We start from the raw sequence: 22,279 nt of genomic DNA on the forward strand, positions 1-22,279 counted from the left end.
TCGGTGGACAACGTGCCATTAGACCACCGGCGGGGCGTGCGATGGTCCGGGAAGATTGCACGATCCTCCGGCAAGGCAGCGGCTGCCGACGATAACACTCACACGCAAGGCGTGCCGTTGGTCAGCAGGCAGATGGTGGCCACTTGCGCGCGCTCGACATAATCGGCGCGTGGCACGCTGCCAGAGTCCGGGCAGGTGGTGGCAGTGCCATTGCAGGCCACGGCCTCGATCCGGTAGATGCGTTTGACAACGGGAGACGAGTTACCGCTGGCATCGATCGCCTCGCCCTCGTTATAGGCGCGGAACGAGCAGCTGACACTGACCAGAAATCCGGACTCGGCACGGAAGTCAGTGAGATGGTTGACCGTTCCCGCTGGCGCTGCATTGCTGGTCGACAGAGGGGCCTGGGAGCAGCGCTGCGCCGGGTTGTTGAAGACCCATTCAAGGCCGCCGCGCGCCGCCAGGCTGGCGCGCGCAGCCAGCAAGGCCTGGTTGACGGTGCTCTGCTGCGTATCGGTCAGGCGCAACAGCACGACCGCAATGCCGGCAATCACCACCAGGAAGATCACGGCAGCGATATAGGCGAAGCCCGACTGGCGCCGGGGAAGGATGGGGAAGCGGCTCATGGCAGGTTGTCGACGTGGGTGCCGATCGTGAGCGGGACCGATTCACCGCGCTCGGTCAGCGTGAGCTGGAGCTGTACGAAGCCGCTGTCCTGGGTCGCTCCCTGGTTGGTGTAGACGACGAAGCTGCAGGCCGACACCCGGGTGGCCACGATGGCCGATGTGCCGGCCGGCGCATTGCACGTCGTTGCGCCAGGCGTGGCGCGGGAAAACCGTGTCAGGAAGCCTGTGCCGTTGCCGGTCGCTTGATCGACGCCCTGCGTACAGACGTAAGTAACGACGCGCTCGCCTCCTGGCACGACCAGGAAGCGGCCGCCATCGTACCCCTGGGGAATCTGGATCGGTGCGTTCAGCATGATGCGGCTGATGCCGGCCTGTGCATTCGGCGATGGCCCGGCCAGCGCGCTGACCGTGCCGACATTTGATCCGCTATACACATCGTCCGGACTGCGGTTGCCGATCACGATCGCATCGCCTGGCGTCGGCATCGCATTGAGCGGCGTGAGCACATCGAACGCGGTACCGGTTTCGGCATCGTTGATATGGGCGTCGCCGGGATTGACCGTGTCAGGGCCCATTCGATAACGGCCGCCATCGCGGGTCGGCACGAGGTCCAGGCATTGCGGATTATTCAGGCGCAGCGAATTGGGCACGGCGGCGCGCACCTCGGTGGTGATCCTGCGCAGCGCGGTGTCAGCCTGACTCGTCAGGCCTGCGCGCTGGCTGATCAAGAGGTAACTCTGAATCGCCGGGGCCAGCTGCATCGTGAGCACGCCGCCGATGATGCCGATCAGGACGATGACCAGGATCAGCTCGACCAGCGTGAAGCCGCCATCGCGCTGCACGCCCTGGCGCATGGGATGGCGCATGGAATGGCTCATGGACGCGTCCTCCAGCCGACCAGACGCAGATCCTGGGCGCCGGGCGCGCGCACGATGACCTGGACGCGCATGGCGTCGGTAGCGGCCACGCCGGTGATGCCCTGCTGGTTGACCTGCACCTGCACGGTATAGCGTCCCAGGTCCGGGACAGGGGCGCCGTTGACATTGCTGACGGCGACAGGCCCGTAGCCGTTGTAGTCCATGAGGTCATTGAAAAACAGGCGGCCCGCCTGATTTGGTTGCGCGACGAACGGCTTTTGCATGACCTCTTCCATCATCGATTCGGCGATCGCCAGCATCTGCTGGGTAATCAAGGGATCGGTCGAGGCGATATTGGCGCGGTTGTAGGCAGCCACGAGTCCCGCCAGGGCGGTACCCACGATGACGATCGCGACGATCAGTTCGATCAGCGTGGTGCCTGCCATGCGTTTAATGGACATAGCCAGTGCCTCCGTCGAGCGTGATGGTGCGCCGGATGGCGTTTGCACCCTTGATGGCGATGTCGACCCTGCCCAGGCGTACGCCGTTGCCGTCATCGATGGTGCCGTCGGGTCGGAACAGCAGCAGCGGGGGCGCGCCGCTCATCACAATGCCTGCTTCCTTGCTGTCGTACAGATCATCGGTGATGCCCTGCAGCTGCACGTTGCCACAGAGTCCGTTGCCGACGGCAGTACGCACACGCAGCGTCAGCGTGGTTGCCGTCGTGGTCACACATACCGTGCGGCGCCGCGCGACCGCGCTTTTCTGGGCCATGCGCAGTCCACTGGCCACCTGGTCGCCAAACAGGGCCGCGCCGGTCGCGCTGTCTCCCATCAGGCGCGGGACGGCGAAGGCTGCCAGCACGCCGATCAGCACCATCACCGTGATCAGTTCAACCATCGTGAAACCCTGCTGGCGGCTCAATTGAACACCTGGCGCACATGGATGATGCGACGCTCTTCGGCCGACTGCTCGCCAAAGGTCGCGCGCGCCGATGGATCGGCGCAGCCCGTGGGCAGGCGCAGCCAGGCCAGCCGGGCGCCGGTGTTCGTGGGATACGCGATCTTGTTGCACGGCAGGGGCTGCGTATCATTGCCCAGATTGATCGCCAGGTCGATCCAGCCGGGCCGGTCACCCGTCAGGTCGACTTGCCCGCGGCCGCTGGCCAGCACCACGGCACTCTTGACGGCGGCAATTGTCGGCGCCACGCCGCCCGTCACTTTGGGCCGGGCCGCCTGCACGAACGCGCCGGCCGGAATCACGGTGAAGTCATCCTTCTGATTGAACAGCCAGCTTTTGCCGGTCCAGTAATAGGCTTCAATGCGCATCGGAAGTAGCGTGTTGATGCGACCGAATGCATTGGCGATACGCAGGCGGCCACTATGGACCGCAGGCCGGGCTTTTTCATAAGTGCCTTTGCCATCGCCCGATGTCACCACGTCCCCGCTGTTGCTGGCCCTGAGCAAAATGCTGGCAGCGATCGGCGCCGCGGTTGTCGGCCCGTAAGCCGGCTTGGCCTGTGCGAGTCCGGCCTTGAAGGCGCTCGCCGGCACGGTGAAGTCCTTCAGTTCGGCACTGGTGTCCTTGATTGCAGCATAGTCGGCCGGGTTGAGCGCAGTAAGCGTCACCGTTTCGCTCAGGCCCAGGTCGCCTGAATAGTTCGTGGTAATGGCGCCTTGCGCATTCATCGCCGCCACCTCGACAGGGATGGGCTCGCCGGCATAGTAGAACGCGCGTGTCTTGCTCGCAGCCGGATAATCGACCTTGAAATATTTGGGGATGAAGGGGCCGACGGTTGGCGTGCATGTCGTTGTCTCGCCACTGGTACCCAGCACGTCTACCTTGCTGCCCAAAAAATCGCTCAACGTCGCCTTCAGGTCCAGCATGCCGACGTCGCCCCACGCCAGGGTCGCCACAGCGACGCCGCTATTGAATTCCGTCCTGGTGCCAGTGAACAGACCGGCGCTGCCCTTGCCCACGCAGGACAGCCCAATGTCGGTGAGCGTGGCGCCAGCCGCCAGGGCACTGCGGTGGAAGCTTGGCGTGGCGGCGCCGGCCTTGTTGACTGCCGTGACGGTGACCTGAAAATTGTCGCCCGCGCGAACGGGGGAGGAAGGCAACTTTGAAAAGTCGAAGGTGTAGGGCGCGACGGTCACGGTGGTGTCGCCCTGGGCGTCGTCCAACGACGCCAGCAGCTTGAGTGTGCCCACATCCTGGTAGGCCAGCGTCAGTTGCGCCTTGCCATCGGCATCGAACCGGCTGTTGACGGCTTGTGCCGCGCCGGTGGCGCAGGCCAGCGTGGCGGCGCGTTTGGTCGTGTTATCGGTCAGCAGCAAACCCTTGGTGTCGGCACTGGTCGTGACATGCTGGCAGGCGTACGCGATATCCTTGCTGGTGTTCTTGAAGGCCGCCACGCACTGGCCGGTGGCAGGGTCGGGCGCGAGCGCCGTGACGATGGCGCCCGCGCTGTCACCGGCCTTGTGGTGGTTTGCATCGATCCGGAAGCTCACGCCGCTGGCAAACGTCATCGTGCAGCTGGTGCTCTTGCTCGTGCTGTTGTAGCAGGTGGTGGCTGGTTTGGCGCCACTTTGCGTCAGTTGCAGGGTGTCCGCGCCGGCCGTGTTGCGCGACACCTGCGCCAGCGTGGTGCCGGAGCTGTCGATGGTGGCCGCCACTGCACCCGGCGACAACGTGATTTGTGCACCGCCCTTGTACAAGGCGCTGCAAGACTCGTTGGCGCAGGCCGTCACAGTCACGCTTTCCGGCGCGCAGGTGCGGCCGCTGCCGTCATGGGTGATCTGAAAATGGTGCAAGGGGGCCGTCGCCGGCTTGGCCGACTCACAGGTCGGGCCTTCGGGGGTATTGACCGGATAGCCGCTCTGGTTCTCCACACAGTCGCACTCGCCAGGGCGCGTACCTGTCTTGCAGATGATTTTCTTGGCCACGCGGCCGTGCCAGTCCAGCTTTGCAAAGTCGACCGCTGCATTGCCCGTGATGAGCGCCTCCGAGGCTTGCAGCGTCATCTGACCGGTGTCGACGTTGCCGTCGATCGTGCTGCCTGAACCCAGGAACAGGCTCGTGGACGCCTTGACGTCGCCGGTGATCCTGACCGGCGTGCCGATCGAGACCGTGGTGCCGGTGACAGGGCCAGTGATCGTCGTGTTCGATCCGATGGTGACCGGACCGGTGGACACCAGCGTGCCGGTGATCTGCAAGGTTGACCCACTGCCCAGCACCAGCGACGCGGCGTTGATGTCGGCCTTGAAGGTCTGCACCTGGTTGCCAGCGGTGAAGGTTTTGGCTGAGCTGAACGAACCACCGGAAACATTCAGGTTGAAGGGCGGAAGATCGGCAATGCTCAGATTGCCCGTACTGGTCAGGCGTGCGGTGCCCGACATCGTCAGGCCCTGGTTGTAGCCGAACGTGAAATCGGACCGCACGCTGACGGTATAGCCCGAGTCGATGATGATCTTGTCGTCCGCTGCGATACCCGCACTGCTGGGGCAGGTGTACACCTTGCCCGACAGCGAGCAGCCCGGTACCGCCGCGCCGCCGAAGCGGTACGTCGCGCCGGCCTGGGCGGTGCCGGTCGCGAGCAGCAGGCCGATCAGGACCAGCGCCGTGCGCAGGACCAGCGAGAACGGGGAAGTGAAATACACAAGGAAACCTGGACGAAACGGGATGAGCGAAAGTGTGCACTGGATTGCCGTACGGCCACAATAGATTTTTCACTCAGGCAACCATTCGACAGCTTTCCGCGCACCGGGTGCGTGCTATGGACAACGGTGTGTGGCTATCGTGCAAACAGTCTTACAATAGTTTCCACCTTATTAACGTTAGCGGACACCATGGCCCATATCCAACCAAGCGGCTGGCGCGAACTGTCCGTCACGGGCGCCGCCGCCCGCGAAATCGAGACGCTCGCCTACCTGGAGCAGCGCCTGGCCGACACGCCCTACGTGATCTACCACGGCGTGCACTGGACGAACGTCGAGCAGGGTTACTCGGTATATGGTGACGTCGACTTCATCGTGCTCGCGCCGAATGGCCGCATCCTGGTCATCGAGCAGGTCGCCGGCTTTCTGAACGAGACGCCGGACGGCCTGGTCAAAAGCTACCAGGGCAAGCCACGCAAGGTCCGCACGCAGATCCTGGCCACGATCGAAGGCCTGGCCAAGCGTTTCCAGGGCACGCTGTCGATCGACTACCTGCTGTACTGCCCCGATTACATCGTGCGCGACCAGCCGCTGGCCGGCATCGATGCCGACCACATCATCGACGCATCGAACAAGCCCAAGCTCGCGCGCGTGATCCGCGAGGCGCTGCCCATCACCGAGCGCACCGACGACTTCGACAAGGTCACGCGCTTTCTGGGCGACACGCTGAACTTGCGGCCCGATCCGAGCGCCATGATCGGCAATGCCGAGGCGATGGTCACCAAACTCTCGGGCGGCCTGGCCACCTGGGCGCGGCGGCTCGATTTCTCGCCATTCCGGCTGCACGTGATCGGCACCGCCGGCAGCGGCAAGACCCAGCTGGCGCTGGCCGAATACAGCGCCGCCATCGACGCCGGCCTGCGCCCGCTGTACGTCTGCTTCAACCGGCCGCTGGCCGACCACATCGAACGGCTGGTGCCGGCGGGCGGACGGGTGGCGACCTTCCACATGCTGTCGGACGCCTGGCTGCGCGCGCAGGACATCATGCCCGACTACGCAGCGCCGGATGTATGGGATAAGATCGAAGCGTCGATGGCCGACGCCACCTTGCCCGAAACCTGGCAATTCGACGTCGTCATCGTCGACGAGGGCCAGGATTTTTCAGTAGCGTGGCGCGACATCGTGCTGCGCATGCTGAAAGAGGGCGGGCGCGCGATCTGGATGGAAGACCCGGACCAGAACCTGTACGGCCGCGGCATGGTGCCGCTGCCGGGCTGGGTGACGCTGCACTCGAACACCAACTACCGCAGCCCGCGCCAGATCGTCGACATGCTCACATCCATCGGCGCATCGCACCAGCCGGTGGAGGCGGGCAGCCCGTTCAAGGGTGCCGACATCGAAGAGCTGACCTATCCCGAAGGTGACGTCGAAGCGATGCTGGCGCAGACGCGGCGCGCCGTGACGTCGTGCCTGGCGGCCGGCTTCGGGCGCCAGGACATCGCGATCTGCGCGTTTCGCGGCCGCGAAAAGTCGGCGATTCTGCAGCTCGATCGCCTGAGCGACGCGCACTCGCTGCGCTCGTTCACGGGGGCGTATGACTTGTTCGGCACGCCGGTGTTTCGCGAAGGCGGGCTGCTGGTCGAATCGGTGTACCGCTTCAAGGGGCAGTCGGCGCCGGCGCTGATTTTTACCGAGATCGATTTCGAGGAGCTCGACGAGCAGACGCTGCGCAAGCTGTTCGTGGGGATGACACGCGCGCGGCTCAAGCTCGTGCTGGTGATGAGTGAGCGCGCGTCGTTGCAGATTGTGGATCGGATGAGCGGGCGGTGAATCATCGCGGCGATGATTGGCGGGCCGGGTGATCTCGGCGCCAACCATCACCGCGTGGACGGGGTACCCGTCCACCCTACGGTCAAGACGACCGGGCGCGCATCGTTGCGGATCGGATACGGGCGGTAAAAACCGGCCACGTGGAGCGGATGCGGGGGCGGCAATGCATTTCACGTGAACGGGTAGGGTGGACGGCTTCGCCGTCCACGCGTTACGCTGCCAATGCGTCTGACGTGGGCTCGGCACTCACCACATGGCGATTCACCGCCGACAGCACTGACTTGAACGAAGCCGTCACGATATTGCTGTCGATGCCCACACCGAACAACGTTGGGCCATTGCCCACCCGCAGCTCGACATAGCACGCTGCACGGGCATCGGCGCCCGAGCCGATCGCATGCTCGTGGTAATCCATCAGGCGAATCTCGAGGCCCAGCGCCGTGACGAACGCGTCGATCGGCCCGTTGCCGCGGCCCGAGAATACCTGAGGTGCATGGTGGCGCGCCACATCGACTTCGAGCTGCACGTCATGCGCGCTGTCTTCGGTCATCCGGTGCGCGATGTAGTGATACGGCTCCTGCTGATCCAGGTACTCGCGCGCGAACAGTGCGTGCAAGTCGGCCGGGTTGATTTCGCGGCCGCTTTCGTCGGCCTGGCGCTGCACGACGCGCGAGAACTCGATCTGCAGGCGGCGCGGCAGTTGCAGGCCGTATTCCTGTTCGAGCAGATACGCCATGCCGCCCTTGCCCGACTGGCTGTTGACACGGATGACCGCATCGTAGCTGCGCCCCAGATCGGCCGGATCGATCGGCAGGTACGGCACTTCCCAGATGGCGTCGGCCTGCTGCTTCGCAAAACCCTTCTTGATCGCATCCTGGTGCGAACCCGAGAACGCCGTGAACACCAGGTCGCCTGCATATGGATGGCGCGGGTGCACGGGCAGCTGGTTGCAGTCCTCGACCAGCTGGCGCACGGCGTCGATGTCCGAGAAGTCCAGGCCCGGGTGCACGCCCTGCGTGTACAAATTCATCGCCAGCGTGACCAGATCGACGTTACCGGTGCGCTCGCCGTTACCAAACAGGCAGCCCTCGACGCGGTCCGCGCCGGCCATCACCGCCAGTTCAGCAGCAGCAACCGCGGTGCCACGGTCATTGTGCGGGTGGACGCTGATGACGAGCGATTCACGGTTGTTCAGGTTGCGGCACATCCACTCGATCTGGTCGGCATAGACGTTGGGCGTGGCCGCTTCGACGGTCGACGGCAGGTTGACGATCATCTTGTTGGCCGGCGTCGGCTGCCAGACGGCGCTGACTGCATCGGTGATCTGCTTCGAGAAATCCAGCTCGGTCGTCGAGAACGACTCCGGTGAATACTCGAGACCCCACTGGGTCTGCGGATGCTGGGACGTCAGGTCCTTGATCAGCTGCGTGCCCTTGACGGCGATCTGCACGATCTCGTCACGCTCCATATTGAACACCACGCGGCGGAACACCGGCGCGACCGAGTTGTAGACGTGGACGATCGCGCGCTTGGCGCCAACGGCCGATTCGACGGTGCGGCGAATCAGCTCATCGCGCGACTGGGTCAGCACGATGATGGTGACGTCGTCCGGGATGTGCTTGTCGTCGACCAGCATGCGCACGAAATCGAAGTCGGTCTGCGAGGCGGACGGGAAGCCCACCTCGATCTCCTTGATGCCGATCTTGACCAGCATCTTGAAGAAGCGCAGCTTCTTCTCCGGACTCATCGGCTCGATCAATGCCTGGTTACCGTCGCGCAGGTCGGTGCTCATCCAGATCGGCGGCGTGGTGATGGTGCGGCTCGGCCACTGGCGGTCTGCCAGGTCGATGGCAGGGAAGGGACGGTACTTGGCGGCGGGATTGGTCAACATGATCGGGTGCTCCTGATTGGTTTGGTCACTGGGCGGCGCGGATGCGCCTGCGGGTGGCGGAGGCTGCCGGGCGGGCCACGAAACGCGAGGCCCGGCAACCGGTCGGTAGGTTTAGCGCTGCGGATGGGACGCAAGCGCTCGCCGCCAGGATGGACCCGGTGAGGAAAAACGATGAAGCGAAAATTGGCGTGGTAGACATCTGCGACTTTCCTGCTGCTGTGGGGACCGGCGTGTGCCGGGCGTACGGCCGAACGATCAGGCGCGTAGTAGCAGTGCAGCTAGCGATAGCGCGCCAGCGGCTGGGAGAGTGTTCGACAGATGCAGGGTGAAAGACATAATTTCGACTTTAAGGAACTCGGCGCCGTATGTCAAGCGGACAATAGGGGCGTGTGGAAAAGAAAGTACGGGAATTCGGGCGAGTTCTCTGCCGCAGTCTGAGTGGCGCATACAGCTTTCAGGTCGTCGTTTATGCGGCTGCCATGGAAGAGAGCACCTGCTCCCAGGATGGCGCGTGATAGCATCGACGGCGATACTTTCTGGAGGTTTTGCCAATGCGCCGCCCTGTTAACGATGTGTCCCGTTCGCGCCTGAATCTGCTTGGCGCCTTTGGTTTGATGGCGCTGCTGGCCGGTTGCGGAGACGGCATCCCGAAGGACAAGGACGATGACAAGCCGCCGCCAGCATCAACGGCGGCGCTGTCGGTGTTCGCGGGCGACCCCACTGCTGACGGCACGATGGACGGCACCGGCACGGCAGCGCGCTTCAACAATCCGCACGGGTTGGCGATCGACAGCAGCGGCAACGTCTACGTGGCGGACCGCGGCAACTACGTCATCCGCAAAATCACGCCCGACGGTGTGGTAACCACGCTGGCTGGCGGCGCGGGGCAGAGCCGGCTGACCAACGGCGCTGCCGCTAATGCGCGCTTCGTCAATCCGGTCGCGTTGACAGTGGGGAGCGGCGGCACGGTGTATGTGGCGGACGATGTGAATATCCGCAGCATCACAACCGGTGGCCAGGTCGCGACGGTGACCACGATCCCGATTGGCAGCAACATCGCGACAGCGAGCCGGCCTGACGTCACGCCAGGGGCGATTGCCGTTGACGCCAACAACAATCTCTACATCACCAATAACTACGGCACGCGCCGCTTCGCCATCGGTGTAGGTGGGACGGGGATTCTGGAAGGGCAGAACACGGTGGGCGATCTGTTCGGCACGCGCACGCTGGCGCCGCGCGGCGTGGCAGTCGACAGCAGCAATGTCGTGTACTTGTTCGACCTCGAGCGCGAGATCAGTCGCTGGAATCCAACGGCTAATTTTGGGTCGGACAATCTGTTTACGATTGCTGGTGCGCCTAACGTTCGCGGCGCGGTCAACGGCACCGGCAACGCGGTGCGTTTCGAGCAGGTTGTGGCGCTGACGGTTGATCCGCAGGGCAATCTGTATGCGGCCGATGCGGTAAATAACCTGGTGCGCAAGATGACGTCTGCGGGTGTGGTGACGACGGTGGCGGGCACGACGCGGGGGGCGACATTGCGGGTTGGTGATTTGCCGGGGAGCTTGGGCGATGTTCGCGGCATTGTTACGGACGGCAAGGGGCTGCTGTATGTGACATCGGGGAATGCGGTGGTCAGGATTCGGTTGCGTTAAGCGGCGCGAAGGTTCGCGCCACGCCGGAGAATCGTGCAATCTTTTTGCGGGATCGGTCTACCGCGTGTCAGTGACTCTAAGCATTCCTGTTCTTCACTGCCGATACATTTGTGCAGACACAATGCATGCAGGTTTGATGTAATTTGTAATCGTCCAGTTTCAACCTTGAAAGCTGGAGATGAACATCGTTAAACATGGAATAAAAAACGTCGCCTCAGTCTCTGCCGAAACTAGCGGTGCTCAATGGGTCAAGCGCTTTCCCGGGAGTCGCTCTACTGCAGACCTGGCAAATCCGTTCCGTGGCAGAGTCGAAGCATTTATTGGAGCGATACGTGCCGCTGGTGCTATCGTCGTCATCAACGGCACCTTACGCGACCCACGTCGTGCTTATCTGATGCATTGGAGCTGGCGCATTGTCAGGGCTCACGTGGATCCGCAGAGCATCCCTTCAATGAATGGAGTTTGCATCAACTGGTCCCACTCGGACCGTTCCGGAAACTATTCACGAGTTGCATCAATGGCTGGTGCCTCCGAGACGGTGAAAGCCTTTGGAATGGAACGACTCGGCGTAGCGCCGTCCCTCACTTCTCGCCACATCATTGGAAGCGCAATTGACATGTCGGTAAGCTGGCAGGGGAATTTGTTGATTGTAGATAGTCATGGCAACACCGTAGAAATAAAAACGCCGCCATGGAGTGGCATGAACCTTCAGCTCCATAGAGTCGGCGAAAGTTATGGCGTCATCAAATACAACCGGCGTGGGCGGGACGAACCACACTGGTCTGACAATGGTACGTAAGGAGATTTTATGAAGACGCTTGTTATCGTTCCTATTCTTCTTCTGTTCTCCTGCTTGTCCATTTTCGCAGCCGAAAAGCTGCCAAACGATGTTAGAAAATTTATTGCGCAACGCGACGCGTGCGATCATTTTCGTGGCGAGCTACCCGAGCCTGAAGAGGCCGAGCGTATGCGGGAGGTCACTGGTCAGATCGCGAAACACTGTCGCGGTACCGATCGGCGACTGCGCTTGCTCAAGAAGAAATATGGCAGCGATGTCAACGTGAAAAAACTGCTGAGCGTGTACGACGAACAGATCGAGCCGCGAGCCAATCAGCGTTAGCTGGTACGTCAATCCAGCTCGGGCACCTCGACGATCAGCCGGGAAATTTTCTGATACAAGGCGAGCTTGAATTCATCGCGATCGATCGACGAGTGGCATCGGCGATGGCAATTCGGACAGAGGGCGGCCGCATTCGTCGTTGTGTCGGAGCCGTGGCTCGATAAGGGCATGACGTGATGCACCTCGAGGTAGGGTAAGCCATCACTTCCCAAGAAAGGTGCGGGAGCATCGCATCCTTCGCAGTGGCCATTTGCCACTTGCAGAGTCCATGCCTTGACTGCCGGGTCACGCACGTACGATGTTGCAATTGTCGATACCATGGCCGGTCTGTTGCTGCCGGGTGGGCGAGCCATGAGCGCGCGCTTCCTTAATGCGGTGACATTCCTGGCCAATGCTACCGGATCGGATGTAGCGACGAAAGGTTCGAGAAATGCGATACCGCTTGTATGCAGCATCGCAATCATTTTCTCTTTGATGACCGTGCCGATGTTTTTCGCCGGTAGATAGCCCAAGATCCACGGCATCTTCAATTCGTAGAGGGCTGCTGAAATATTCTGCATCCGGAACTCGATCGAGCCTTTGGTGCGGCTTGCAAGTGGGCCTGCACGCAAGTCCCGATTTACTTGGGCTTTGCTGTACGACTCGCCGTTCAATTCAGCCCGCAGCATGTCGAGATAAGCATCGATAGCGCGCGTGAGCTCATCATCCGACCACGGACTGCTGTTGACAACTTGCGGCTCGTGGAAGAATTCGGACATGACTTGATGAACGTGGCGTTCCACCCAGTCTATCGATTGTTCAATATCTCAGCAACAACATTCATGGCCAGTGGTGAAGAGATTCACAGCGCCAATAGAAAAAGGCCAACCGATGGCTGGCCTTTCTGAACGATCACTTACCGCAGCATTGACAGCAATGTTGCCGATGCGTGGCGTGTCACGCTTTTAAACGTCGATATTCCCCGCCCGCAGCGCATTTGCTTCAATAAAGTTCCTGCGCGGCTCTACGTCATCCCCCATCAACGTCGTAAAGATCTGATCCGCCGCGATCGCATCATCGATCTGCACCTTCAGCAGACGACGCACGGTCGGATCCATCGTGGTTTCCCACAGCTGCGACGGGTTCATCTCGCCCAGACCTTTGTAACGCTGCTTCGACACGCCGCGCTCGGCTTCTTCACGCAGCCACAGCATCGCTGCGTGGAAGTCGCGCACCGCGAATTCTTTCATGCGCTCGCCTTCGCCGCGGCGCACGATCGCGCCTTCGCCCATCAGGCCCTGGAATGTTGCTGCCGAGTTGGCCAGCACCGCGTAATCCGCGCCCGCCACGAAGTCGGCGTCGATCGATGTCACCTGCACGTTGCCGTGGTAGATGCGTTCGATGCGCAGCGCGTGCTTCTCGGACAGATCGTCCGAGCGCACCTTGACCTTGACGGCCGGGTCGTTGATCGATTTTTCCATCGCCTGCGCCGATGCTTCGGCGTTCTCGAGCGTGGTCAGGTCCAGTGCCACGCCGCCGCTGAAGATCGCGGTCAGTGCTGCCCGGTCGATCACGCGCGTCAGGCGCATCATGATGGTGTTGGCCAGGTTGTACTGGCGTGCCAGTTCGCCCAGCGCTTCGCCACTGATCGGCTCGGCGCCATCGCGCGGGATGAGCGACGCGGTGTTGAGCGCGAACGTCATCATGTAGCTGGCTTCTTCGATGTCGTCCTTCAGATAGCGTTCGTCGCGGCCGGCCTTGACCTTGTACAGCGGCGGTTGCGCGATGTAGATGTGGCCGCGTTCGACCAGTTGCGGCATCTGGCGGTAGAACAGCGTCAGCAGCAGGGTACGGATGTGGGCGCCGTCGACGTCCGCATCGGTCATGATGATGATGCGGTGGTAGCGCAATTTCTCGACGTTGAATTCGTCCGGACCGATCGACGTGCCGAGCGTGGCGATCAGGGTCGTGATCTGCTCCGACGACAGCATCTTTTCAAAGCGCGCCTTTTCCACGTTCAGCACCTTGCCGCGCAGCGGCAGGATGGCCTGGAACTTGCGGTCGCGGCCCTGCTTGGCTGAGCCGCCTGCCGAGTCACCCTCGACGATGTACAGTTCGGCCAGCGCGGGGTCGCGTTCCTGGCAGTCGGCCAGTTTCGACGACAGGCCCAGGCCGTCCATGACGCCTTTGCGGCGCGTCAGGTCGCGTGCCTTGCGCGCGGCTTCGCGGGCGCGGGCGGCTTCGACGATCTTGCCGCAGATGATCTTGGCGTCGTTCGGCTTTTCGGCCAGGAAGTCAGTCAGGGTCTTGGCGACGATCTCTTCGACCGGGCCGCGCACTTCGGACGACACCAGTTTATCCTTGGTCTGCGACGAGAACTTCGGTTCCGGCACTTTCACTGACAGCACGCAGGTCAGGCCTTCGCGCATGTCGTCGCCAGAGATTTCGACCTTGGCCTTCTTGGCGAACTCGTGCTCGTCGATGTACTTGTTGATCACCCGCGTCATGGCTGCGCGCAGGCCCGTCAGGTGGCTGCCGCCGTCACGCTGCGGGATGTTGTTCGTGAAGCACAGCACCTGCTCGTTGAAGGCGTCGTTCCACTGCATCGACACGTCGACCGAGATGTTCGTGTTCTGGTCCGACATGCGTTCGCCGGTGGCCTGGAAGACGGTCGGGTGCAGCACGTTCTTGGTCTTGTTGATGTATTCGACGAAGCCGCGCGTGCCGCCTTCGAATGCATAGATTTCTTCCTTGCCCGAGCGCTGGTCGGTCAGCTTGATGCTCACGCCATTGTTCAGGAACGACAGTTCGCGGATGCGTTTGGACAGGATTTCGTAGTGGAACTCGACGTGGTTAAAGATGGTCTCGTCGGCCCAGAAGTGCACGTCGGTGCCGCGCTTGTCGGTTTCGCCGATGACCTTGATGGGCGAGACTTCGATGCCGTTGACCATCGCCAGTTCGCGGTTTTGCGGCACGCCGCGCACGAATTCCATCTGGTGCACTTTGCCGTCGCGGCGGATCGTCACGCGCAGCAGTTTTGACAGTGCATTCACGCACGACACACCCACGCCGTGCAGGCCGCCGGAAACTTTGTACGAGTTCTGGTCGAACTTGCCGCCGGCGTGCAACTCGGTCAGGACGATCTCGGCTGCCGAGCGCTTCGGCTCGTGCTTGTCGTCCATTTTCAGGCCGACCGGGATGCCGCGGCCGTTGTCGGTGATCGAAATCGAGTTGTCCGAGTGGATCGTGACGTGGATTTCGGTGCAATGGCCGGCCAGCGATTCGTCGATCGAGTTGTCCAGCACTTCGAAGACCAGGTGGTGCAGGCCAGTGCCGTCGGACGTGTCGCCAATGTACATGCCCGGGCGCTTGCGCACCGCTTCCAGGCCTTCCAGGATCTGGATCGAGGAGGCGCCATAATCATCCACCGGGATGGCGGGGATATTTTCTGCTGGGGTATTCTCGGACATGGACTACTTTCTTTAAAACTGAGTATTTCAGACCGGCACGCGAAGCGTGCGGTACGCTGCATCCGGGCCGCCGGAGCGGCCCGTTCGAGGCATCAAATACGCATCGGCATGACGACATACTTGAAGTCGCCGACCTCGGGAATCGAGATCAGCGCCGACGAGTTCGAGTCGCCCAAGGCGATGTTGACCTGGTCGCATTTCAGGTTGTTGAGCACGTCGAGCAGGTAAGTCACGTTGAAGCCGATGTCGATCGAATCGCCACCGTAGTCGATCTCGAGTTCTTCGACGGCTTCTTCCTGGTCGGCATTGGTCGAGCTGATCTTCATGACGCCCGGCTCGATGATGCAGCGCACGCCTTTGAACTTGTCACTGGTCATGATCGCGGCTCGCTGCAGCGAGCGCAGCAGTTCATCGCGGCTGATCGTGAAGTCGTTCTTGTAACCTTTTGGAATCACGCGCGTGTAGTCAGGGAACTTGCCCTCAACCAGTTTCGAGACCAGCTCGATGTCGGCGAAGGTCAGTTTGACTTGCGACGCGGCGATGTCCAGGCGGACCGTTTCATCGCTTTCTTCCAGCAGGCGCTGCAGTTCGATGATGGTCTTGCGCGGGATGATCACTTCCTGGCGCTCGAACTGCTGTTCGGTTTCCACCGAACAAAAAGCGAGGCGGTGACCGTCTGTAGCTACTGCAATAATATTGCTGCCGTCGAGCACCAGCAGCAGGCCGTTCAGGTAATAGCGGATGTCCTGCTGCGCCATCGAGAAGTACACCATGTTGAACAGGTGCTTGAGCGTCTTTTGCGGCAGCGTGACCGATGCGTTGTAGGTGTCGGCGATCGACACGGTCGGGAACTCTTCGGCCGCGAGCGTCTGCAGCGCGAAGCGCGACTTGCCGCTCTGCACGGCCAGGCGCTTGTTTTGCAGGGTCATCGTGACATCGCCCGATTCCGGCAGCGCGCGCAGGATGTCGAGGAGTTTACGCGCCGCGACCGTCGTGCCGGCGACTTCATCGCCAGCGCCGATATTGGCGTGCGTGGTGATCTGTACTTCGGTGTCGGTCGACAGGAACGACACGTTCTGGCCATCTTTGCGAATGAGGATATTGGCCAGAATCGGCATAGTGTGCCGACGCTCGACAATACCACTCACAATCTGCAGTGGCCGGAGAAGCGTATCTCGGGTGGATTTGACCAGTTGCATTTTATCCTCAGTACGTTTGATTGGTTAATTATTACTAAAACGATATTGTGCCATTGCCTGCGGCAAACACAAGGCGTCTGCCCGGCGGCTGCCGCATTACCCTTTCAGGGTCTGTTCCAGCACGTGCAACTCGTGATTGCATTCGGGATTCTTCTGGCGGTCGCCCGCGATCTTGCGCACCGCGTGCAACACGGTCGTGTGGTCGCGTCCGCCGAACAGTTCGCCAATTTCCGGCAAGCTCTTTTGCGTCAGTTCCTTGGCCAGGTACATGGCGATCTGGCGCGGGCGGGCGATATTGGCCGGCCGGCGCTTCGAGTACATGTCTGCGACCTTGATGTTGAAGAAGTCCGCCACCGTCTTCTGGATGTTTTCCACCGAGATCTGGCGGTTCTGCACCGACAGCAGATCTTTCAGCGCTTCTTTGACGACGTCGATCGTGATGTCCTTGCCGTGGAAGCGCGAGTACGCCAGGATCTTGCGCAGCGCGCCTTCGAGCTCGCGCACGTTCGAGCGCAGGTGTTTTGCCACGAAGAAGGCGACGTCGTCCGACAGCGTCACGTCTTCGGATTGCGCTTTTTTCAGCAGGATCGCGACGCGCATTTCCAGCTCTGGCGGCTCGATCGCCACCGTCAGGCCGGAATCGAAGCGCGAGATCAGGCGGTCGTCCATGCCCGTGATCTCTTTCGGATAGGTATCCGACGTGATGATGATCTGTTTCTTCGCGGCGATCAGCGCCTCGAACGCATAGAAGAATTCTTCCTGCGTGCGGCTTTTGCCACCAAAGAACTGAATATCATCGATCAAGAGCATGTCGAGCGAATGATAGTAGTGCTTGAAGTCGTCGAAGCCCTTGCGTTGATAGGCGGTGACGACGTCGCGCACGTACTGCTCGGCGTGGATGTAGCGGATGCGCGCGTTCGGCTGGTCGGCCATGACCTGGTTGCCGATCGCATGGATCAGGTGAGTCTTACCCAGGCCGACGCCGCCGTAGAAGAACAGCGGGTTGTACGACACGCCCGGGTTGTTCGCCACCTGGATTGCAGCGGCGCGCGCCAGCTGGTTGGCTTTACCGGTCACGAAGCTGTCGAAGGTCAGCTCGGTGTTGATGCGGCTTTGCTCGCGTTTGGGCGAGTTGGCGATGTTCAGGTTCTGGTTGTGGCTCGGGCCGTTGCCGCTGTTCGGACTCGGGTGTTCAGCGCCGGGCGCCGGGCGCGGGGCGTTGAAGTCGACGGTCGCGGTGGAGCCGGACGCACCGGCGCTGACCGTGTTGCGCGACGGGTGCGTTTTGGGGTCGAGCACAAACTGCACCTCGACCGGCGCTTCCCAGTACTGGGCTGCCAACTCCGTGATGCGGGTGGCAAACTGTGTCTTGACCCAGTCGAGCTTGAAGCGATTCGGTGCGGCCACGCGCAGCTTGCCGTCTTCGTAGTCGAGGGCGACCAGCGGTTTGATCCACGCGCTATATTGCTGTGGCGTGAGCTCGAGCTCTAGCTGCGCGGAACAGGTCTGCCAAAAATTTTCCATTACTTCGCTTGTTGATACGTAACACGCTATTTTACCCGCACCGGACAAAGTTATCCACAGGCGCTACACATATTTTCCACTGAAACGGCCTGTCGGGGTGCCCGGTAGCCGGGCCGGGAAGGGCGGTGATGGCGGCTTGCGAAACAACATCCACCTTGACACTGATGCGCGAATTAGAGTCTAATTCAGGGTTCCCCGTCCGTGCACCGTGTCAGGCTGATAATTTCAGCGGCTGGTAGTCGGGCGAAGAGAGACCTGTGGCATGACGCGAGCTTAATCTGCGAAATTGTCATCGGCGCCGAATCTGACTCAAGTCAGACCCGATTTTGCATCTTATTTTGCTTTAAGCGAGACCACCATGAAACGTACTTACCAACCTTCCGTCGTCCGTCGCAAGCGCACGCACGGCTTCCGCGCACGTATGGCTACCCGTGGTGGCCGTCAAGTCCTGAACGCTCGCCGCGCCAAAGGCCGCAAGCGTCTGGCTGTCTAAGTCACACACCGCACGTTGCGGTCAGTGATGACAGGCGAAGGTTCGCACGACTTCGCGCGCGTTCGGCGCATCGTTAAAACGGATGAATTTTCATCCGTTTTTCGTTTGCGGCCAGCGCAAAAAACGGCGCATTTCGTGCTCTATACGCGACCGAACGCACTGCCGCATGCGCGGCTGGGCGTCGTTGCGGCCAAGCGCTTTGCGCCGCGCGCGGTCACGCGCAACACGATCAAGCGCATCACGCGCGAACTGTTCCGCACCACCGGCCTGCCGCCTGTCGATTGCATCGTCCGCTTGTCGCGGCCGGTCAACGGCAAGGATGGCCCGGCCACGAACCGGGCCCTGAAGGCCGCGTTGAAGGTGGAACTGACGCGCCTGTTCGCGTCGCAGCTGCGGCGCCCGGCGCCGGTGGACGCGGCATGAAAGCGCTGCTCGTCTCGCTGTTTGTCGGGATCTTGCGCGGTTATCAACTGCTGATCTCGCCGATGCTCGGGCCGCGCTGCCGTTTCTATCCCAGTTGTTCCAATTATGCGATCGAAGCGTTGCGCGTCCACGGCGCTGCACGCGGCTCATGGCTGGCCGCGCGCCGCGTGGGCCGCTGCCATCCGTGGCATGCGGGCGGCCTCGACCCGGTGCCGTCTGCAGGCACCAAGGAATCCCATTCAGCCGCTTGCGGTTGCAACCACTCCTGAAGACTCCAATGGAATTCAATAAACGTACTGTCCTGTGGATCGTGTTCGCCATTTCCCTGATTGTTCTCTGGAACAATTGGATGGTGGCTAACGGCAAACAGTCGATGTTCTCGCCGGCGCGTCCGGCGCAGGTTGCCCAGCAAAAGCCATCCGATGTGCCGGCTGCACCGCAAGCAGGCAGCAATGCCGTGCCCGGTGTGCCGGCCACGCCAGGTGCGCCTGCTGTTCCTGGCGGCGCGCCAGTGGCGGCCGTGGCGAGCCCGCTCGTCACCGTCACCACCGACGTCGTCAAGGTCGACATCGACCCGGTCGGCGGCGTGATCAAGCGCCTCGAGATGCTCAAGTACCGCGATCACTTCGACAAGACCAAGAACCAGGTCCTGTTCAGCGTGAACGGTCCGAATGTGTATCTGGGCCAGACTGGCCTGATCGGCACCACCGCCGCTGGCGTGCTGCCGAACCACACCACGCCGTTCACCGTGCGTCCTGGCGTGCGTACGCTGGGCGCCAACGGCCAGGTCCAGGTCGTGATGGATGCGGAGCAGGGCGGCGTGCGCCTGACCAAGACGCTGACGTTCCGCAAGGGCGACTACCTGATCGGCGTGCGTCACGACGTGACCAATATCGGCACCGCGCCGGTCCAGCCATCGCTGTACCTGCAGCTGCAGCATGACGGCACCAAGCCGGCCACCGATTCGTGGTTCATGCCAAGCTACACCGGTCCGACCATGTACACGAGCGCCGACAAGTACCAGAAGCTGACCTTCGAGCAGATCGAAAAGGGCAGTGCGGATCACTCGCTGAAGGCCGACAACGGCTGGGTCGCGATTTCGCAGCACTTCTTCGTCTCGGCCTTCATCCCGGCTGACCGCACCCCGCGCGACATCTTCACCAAGAAGATCGCCACCAACCTGTATGCGATCGGTACCGTGCAGTCGATGGGCACCGTGGCGCCCGGCGCCACCGTGTCGGTCGATTCGCGCCTGTATTCGGGGCCGCAGGACGAGCAGACACTGGAAACCATCACCCCGGGCCTGGAGCTGGTGAAGGACTACGGCATGCTGACCGTGATCGCCAAGCCGATCTTCTGGGTCATGACGCAGCTGTACGCGATGCTGGGCAACTGGGGCTGGACCATCGTCGCCCTGACCATCCTGATCAAGCTGGCGTTCTTCCCGCTGTCGGCGGCAGGTTATCGTAGCATGGCCAAGATGCGTGTGGTTACGCCAAAAATGCAGGCGATCCGCGAACGCTTCAAGAGCGATCCGGTCAAGATGCAGCAAGCCACGATGGAGCTGTACAAGACCGAGAAGATCAATCCGCTGGGCGGCTGCCTGCCGATCCTGGTGCAGATGCCGGTGTTCTTCGCCCTGTACTGGGTGCTGCAGGCGTCGGTCGAGATGCGCGGCGCGCCATGGATCGGCTGGATCCAGGATCTGACGCAGCCTGACCCGTACTACATCCTGCCGATCATCTACGCGGTCTCGATGTTCATCACGACCAAGCTCAATCCGCAGCCGACCGACCCGGTGCAGGCCAAGATGATGCTGTTCATGCCGATCGCGTTCTCGGTGGTGTTCTTCTTCTTCCCGTCCGGCCTCGTGCTGTACTGGGTGGTCAACAACATCCTGTCGATCGCGCAGCAGTGGGTCATCACGCGCAAGTTCGAGACGGCCGCCGCGAAGTAAGCTGCCGGCGTCGTCGAGAAAAGCCCGCGCCTTGTGCGCGGGCTTTTTTGTTTTTCGCGGCCCGCCGATAGGCCCGGCCGCGCGCATCCCTTACAATCGCCCCATGAAACTCGATACCTCACCCATCGCCGCCATCGCCACTGCCCCGGGCCGCGGCGGCATCGGCGTCGTGCGCGCCTCCGGCAAGTCGCTTGGCAACCTGATTACCGCGCTGTTCCCCGGCATGACGCTCGTGCCGCGCCACGCAACCTACATCCCGTTCAAGGCCGCCAACGGCGACATCATCGACGAAGGCCTGGCCCTGTACTTCCCGGGGCCGCATTCGTACACCGGCGAAGACGTGCTGGAGCTCCAGGGGCACGGCGGCCCGATCGTGCTGCAGATGCTGCTGGGACGCGTGCTCGAAGCGGGCAGCAGCATGGACCTGCGCCTGGCCGAACCGGGCGAATTCACGCGCCGCGCGTTCCTCAACGACAAGCTCGACCTGGCCCAGGCCGAGGCGGTGGCCGACCTGATCGACGCATCGACCGAAGCAGCCGCCAAGTCGGCGTCGCAGTCGCTGTCGGGCGCGTTTTCGCAAGTGGTGCACACGCTGGTGGACCAGACGACCAACTTGCGCATGCTGGTCGAAGCCACGCTCGATTTTCCGGAAGAAGAAATCGACTTCCTCGAAAAATCGAACGCGCGCGGCCAGCTCGCCGGGATCATCACGGCGCTGGAACACGTGTTCCGCCAGGCGGCGCAAGGCGCGCTGCTGCGCGAAGGGTTGAATGTCGTGTTGGTCGGGCAGCCGAACGTGGGCAAGTCGTCGCTGCTGAACGCACTGGCCGGGGCCGACGTCGCGATCGTCACGCCGATTGCCGGTACCACGCGCGACAAGGTCAGCGAGACGATCCAGATCGAGGGCATCCCGCTGAACATCATCGACACCGCCGGCATCCGCGCGATCAGTGACGAGATCGACGTGGTCGAGCGCATCGGCATCGAGCGCACCTGGGGTGAAGTGGGCAAGGCTGACGTGATCCTGCATCTGCTGGACGCGAACCTGGGCCCGAGCGCGGCCGATGAAGCCATCGTCGCTGCCTTCCCGGCCAACGTGCCGGTGGTGCGCATCTGGAACAAGATCGACCTGTCGGGCCACAAGCCATCAAAGGATGAAAGCACGGACGCCGTGCACCTGTATCTGTCGGCGCACGAAAAGCTCGGCATCGACCTGCTGCGCGCCGAACTGCTGCGCATCGCCGGCTGGCAGCAGACGGGTGAATCGCTGTTTCTGGCGCGCGAGCGGCATCTGATTGCGCTGCGGGCGGCGAGCGACCATCTGGAACTGGCGCGCCAGCATGCAATGCAGGATGACCAGTCGCTCGACCTGTTTGCCGAGGAGCTGCGGCTGGCGCAGGATCAGCTTTCCAGCATTACCGGGCAGTTCACGCCGGACGATTTACTGGGGGTGATTTTCGGGCGATTCTGTATCGGGAAATAGATAGTTGCCAATGGGGGATTCGATGCCTGTCCCGGCTCGATCCTCTTGATAGGAAGGCGACCACCGTGGATTGTGACGCGCGGCCGGATCAGCGCCAAACTGACGCGGATCGCGCAGGT

19 protein-coding genes are annotated in these 22,279 nt (G+C 62.0%); 9 read left to right on the forward strand and 10 right to left on the reverse strand.

The features are described 5' to 3' along the window. Nucleotides 1–98: 98 nt before the first annotated feature. Genes AC56LV_RS15445 through AC56LV_RS15465 form a run of 5 tightly spaced genes read right to left on the reverse strand, consistent with a single transcriptional unit; the run spans nt 99 to nt 5,142 of the window. On the reverse strand, nt 99–626 hold the full coding sequence (locus AC56LV_RS15445; protein WP_499558844.1) for a hypothetical protein: 528 nt from the start codon (nt 624–626) through the stop codon (nt 99–101). Further along, nucleotides 623–1,504, reverse strand: coding sequence for a prepilin-type N-terminal cleavage/methylation domain-containing protein (locus tag AC56LV_RS15450; protein ID WP_499558845.1), 882 nt, complete (start codon nt 1,502–1,504; stop codon nt 623–625). Before AC56LV_RS15450 ends, AC56LV_RS15445 begins: the two co-directional genes overlap by 4 nt. Next, nucleotides 1,501–1,944: a type IV pilus modification PilV family protein gene (locus tag AC56LV_RS15455; RefSeq protein WP_499558847.1), complete on the reverse strand. Its 444-nt coding sequence runs from the start codon at nt 1,942–1,944 to the stop codon at nt 1,501–1,503. The genes AC56LV_RS15450 and AC56LV_RS15455 overlap by 4 nt, the downstream gene beginning before the upstream one ends. Next, a complete protein-coding gene (locus AC56LV_RS15460; protein WP_499558849.1) occupies nt 1,934–2,407 on the reverse strand; it encodes a pilus assembly FimT family protein in 474 nt (157 codons plus the stop codon). Before AC56LV_RS15460 ends, AC56LV_RS15455 begins: the two co-directional genes overlap by 11 nt. Next, nucleotides 2,404–5,142 carry a DUF6701 domain-containing protein gene (locus tag AC56LV_RS15465; protein ID WP_499558851.1) on the reverse strand — a complete coding sequence of 913 codons (2,739 nt, stop codon included), beginning with the start codon at nt 5,140–5,142 and terminating at the stop codon, nt 2,404–2,406. The genes AC56LV_RS15460 and AC56LV_RS15465 overlap by 4 nt, the downstream gene beginning before the upstream one ends. 189 nt (nt 5,143–5,331) lie before the next feature. On the opposite strand from AC56LV_RS15465, the gene AC56LV_RS15470 reads away from it, so the two are divergent. After that, entirely contained in the window at nt 5,332–6,969 is a 1,638-nt protein-coding gene (locus AC56LV_RS15470) for an ATP-binding domain-containing protein (protein ID WP_499558853.1), read from the forward strand. Nucleotides 6,970–7,180: 211 nt separating this feature from the next. On the opposite strand, the gene leuA is transcribed toward AC56LV_RS15470, so the two are convergent. After that, nucleotides 7,181–8,863 carry a 2-isopropylmalate synthase gene (gene leuA, locus AC56LV_RS15475; RefSeq protein ID WP_499558907.1) on the reverse strand — a complete coding sequence of 561 codons (1,683 nt, stop codon included), beginning with the start codon at nt 8,861–8,863 and terminating at the stop codon, nt 7,181–7,183. Nucleotides 8,864–9,432: 569 nt separating this feature from the next. Between leuA and AC56LV_RS15480 the strand changes: the two genes are divergently transcribed. From AC56LV_RS15480 to AC56LV_RS15490, 3 genes are all read left to right on the forward strand, one after another. Beyond that, nucleotides 9,433–10,512, forward strand: coding sequence for an NHL repeat-containing protein (locus tag AC56LV_RS15480; protein ID WP_499558854.1), 1,080 nt, complete (start codon nt 9,433–9,435; stop codon nt 10,510–10,512). Nucleotides 10,513–10,690: 178 nt separating this feature from the next. Further along, a complete protein-coding gene (locus AC56LV_RS15485) occupies nt 10,691–11,311 on the forward strand; it encodes a hypothetical protein (RefSeq protein ID WP_499558855.1) in 621 nt (206 codons plus the stop codon). Nucleotides 11,312–11,320: 9 nt separating this feature from the next. Then, the gene (locus AC56LV_RS15490; protein WP_499558857.1) at nt 11,321–11,632 is read left to right on the forward strand and encodes a hypothetical protein; all 312 of its coding nucleotides are present in this window, start codon (nt 11,321–11,323) and stop codon (nt 11,630–11,632) included. Nucleotides 11,633–11,640: 8 nt separating this feature from the next. On the opposite strand, the gene AC56LV_RS15495 is transcribed toward AC56LV_RS15490, so the two are convergent. The 4 genes from AC56LV_RS15495 to dnaA form a co-directional block, all read right to left on the reverse strand. After that, nucleotides 11,641–12,390, reverse strand: coding sequence for an HNH endonuclease (locus AC56LV_RS15495; RefSeq protein WP_499558858.1), 750 nt, complete (start codon nt 12,388–12,390; stop codon nt 11,641–11,643). A 186-nt stretch (nt 12,391–12,576) separates the two neighbouring features. Next, nucleotides 12,577–15,081 (reverse strand): DNA topoisomerase (ATP-hydrolyzing) subunit B, encoded by a 2,505-nt coding sequence (gyrB, locus tag AC56LV_RS15500; RefSeq protein ID WP_183555232.1) that lies wholly within the window; start codon nt 15,079–15,081, stop codon nt 12,577–12,579. A gap of 92 nt (nt 15,082–15,173) precedes the next feature. Next, on the reverse strand, nt 15,174–16,280 hold the full coding sequence (gene dnaN, locus AC56LV_RS15505) for a DNA polymerase III subunit beta (RefSeq protein WP_183555233.1): 1,107 nt from the start codon (nt 16,278–16,280) through the stop codon (nt 15,174–15,176). Between the two features lie 96 nt (nt 16,281–16,376). Continuing rightward, nucleotides 16,377–17,804, reverse strand: a complete 1,428-nt coding sequence (gene dnaA, locus AC56LV_RS15510; protein WP_183555234.1) for a chromosomal replication initiator protein DnaA — start codon at nt 17,802–17,804, stop codon at nt 16,377–16,379. A gap of 358 nt (nt 17,805–18,162) precedes the next feature. Between dnaA and rpmH the strand changes: the two genes are divergently transcribed. From rpmH to mnmE, 5 genes are all read left to right on the forward strand, one after another. Beyond that, complete coding sequence (rpmH, locus tag AC56LV_RS15515) at nt 18,163–18,297, forward strand: 50S ribosomal protein L34 (RefSeq protein ID WP_040378179.1); 135 nt, start codon at nt 18,163–18,165, stop codon at nt 18,295–18,297. A gap of 27 nt (nt 18,298–18,324) precedes the next feature. Next, nucleotides 18,325–18,720 carry a ribonuclease P protein component gene (rnpA, locus tag AC56LV_RS15520; protein WP_258838052.1) on the forward strand — a complete coding sequence of 132 codons (396 nt, stop codon included), beginning with the start codon at nt 18,325–18,327 and terminating at the stop codon, nt 18,718–18,720. Then, complete coding sequence (yidD, locus tag AC56LV_RS15525; protein WP_499558860.1) at nt 18,717–18,989, forward strand: membrane protein insertion efficiency factor YidD; 273 nt, start codon at nt 18,717–18,719, stop codon at nt 18,987–18,989. Before rnpA ends, yidD begins: the two co-directional genes overlap by 4 nt. Before the next feature lie 8 nt (nt 18,990–18,997). Further along, on the forward strand, nt 18,998–20,677 hold the full coding sequence (yidC, locus tag AC56LV_RS15530) for a membrane protein insertase YidC (RefSeq protein WP_499558862.1): 1,680 nt from the start codon (nt 18,998–19,000) through the stop codon (nt 20,675–20,677). Nucleotides 20,678–20,780: 103 nt separating this feature from the next. Further along, nucleotides 20,781–22,160 (forward strand): tRNA uridine-5-carboxymethylaminomethyl(34) synthesis GTPase MnmE, encoded by a 1,380-nt coding sequence (mnmE, locus tag AC56LV_RS15535; RefSeq protein ID WP_499558864.1) that lies wholly within the window; start codon nt 20,781–20,783, stop codon nt 22,158–22,160. The last annotated feature ends 119 nt before the right edge of the window (nt 22,161–22,279 follow it).

The sequence above is a fragment of the Telluria sp. RB2R28 genome (assembly GCF_059685835.1).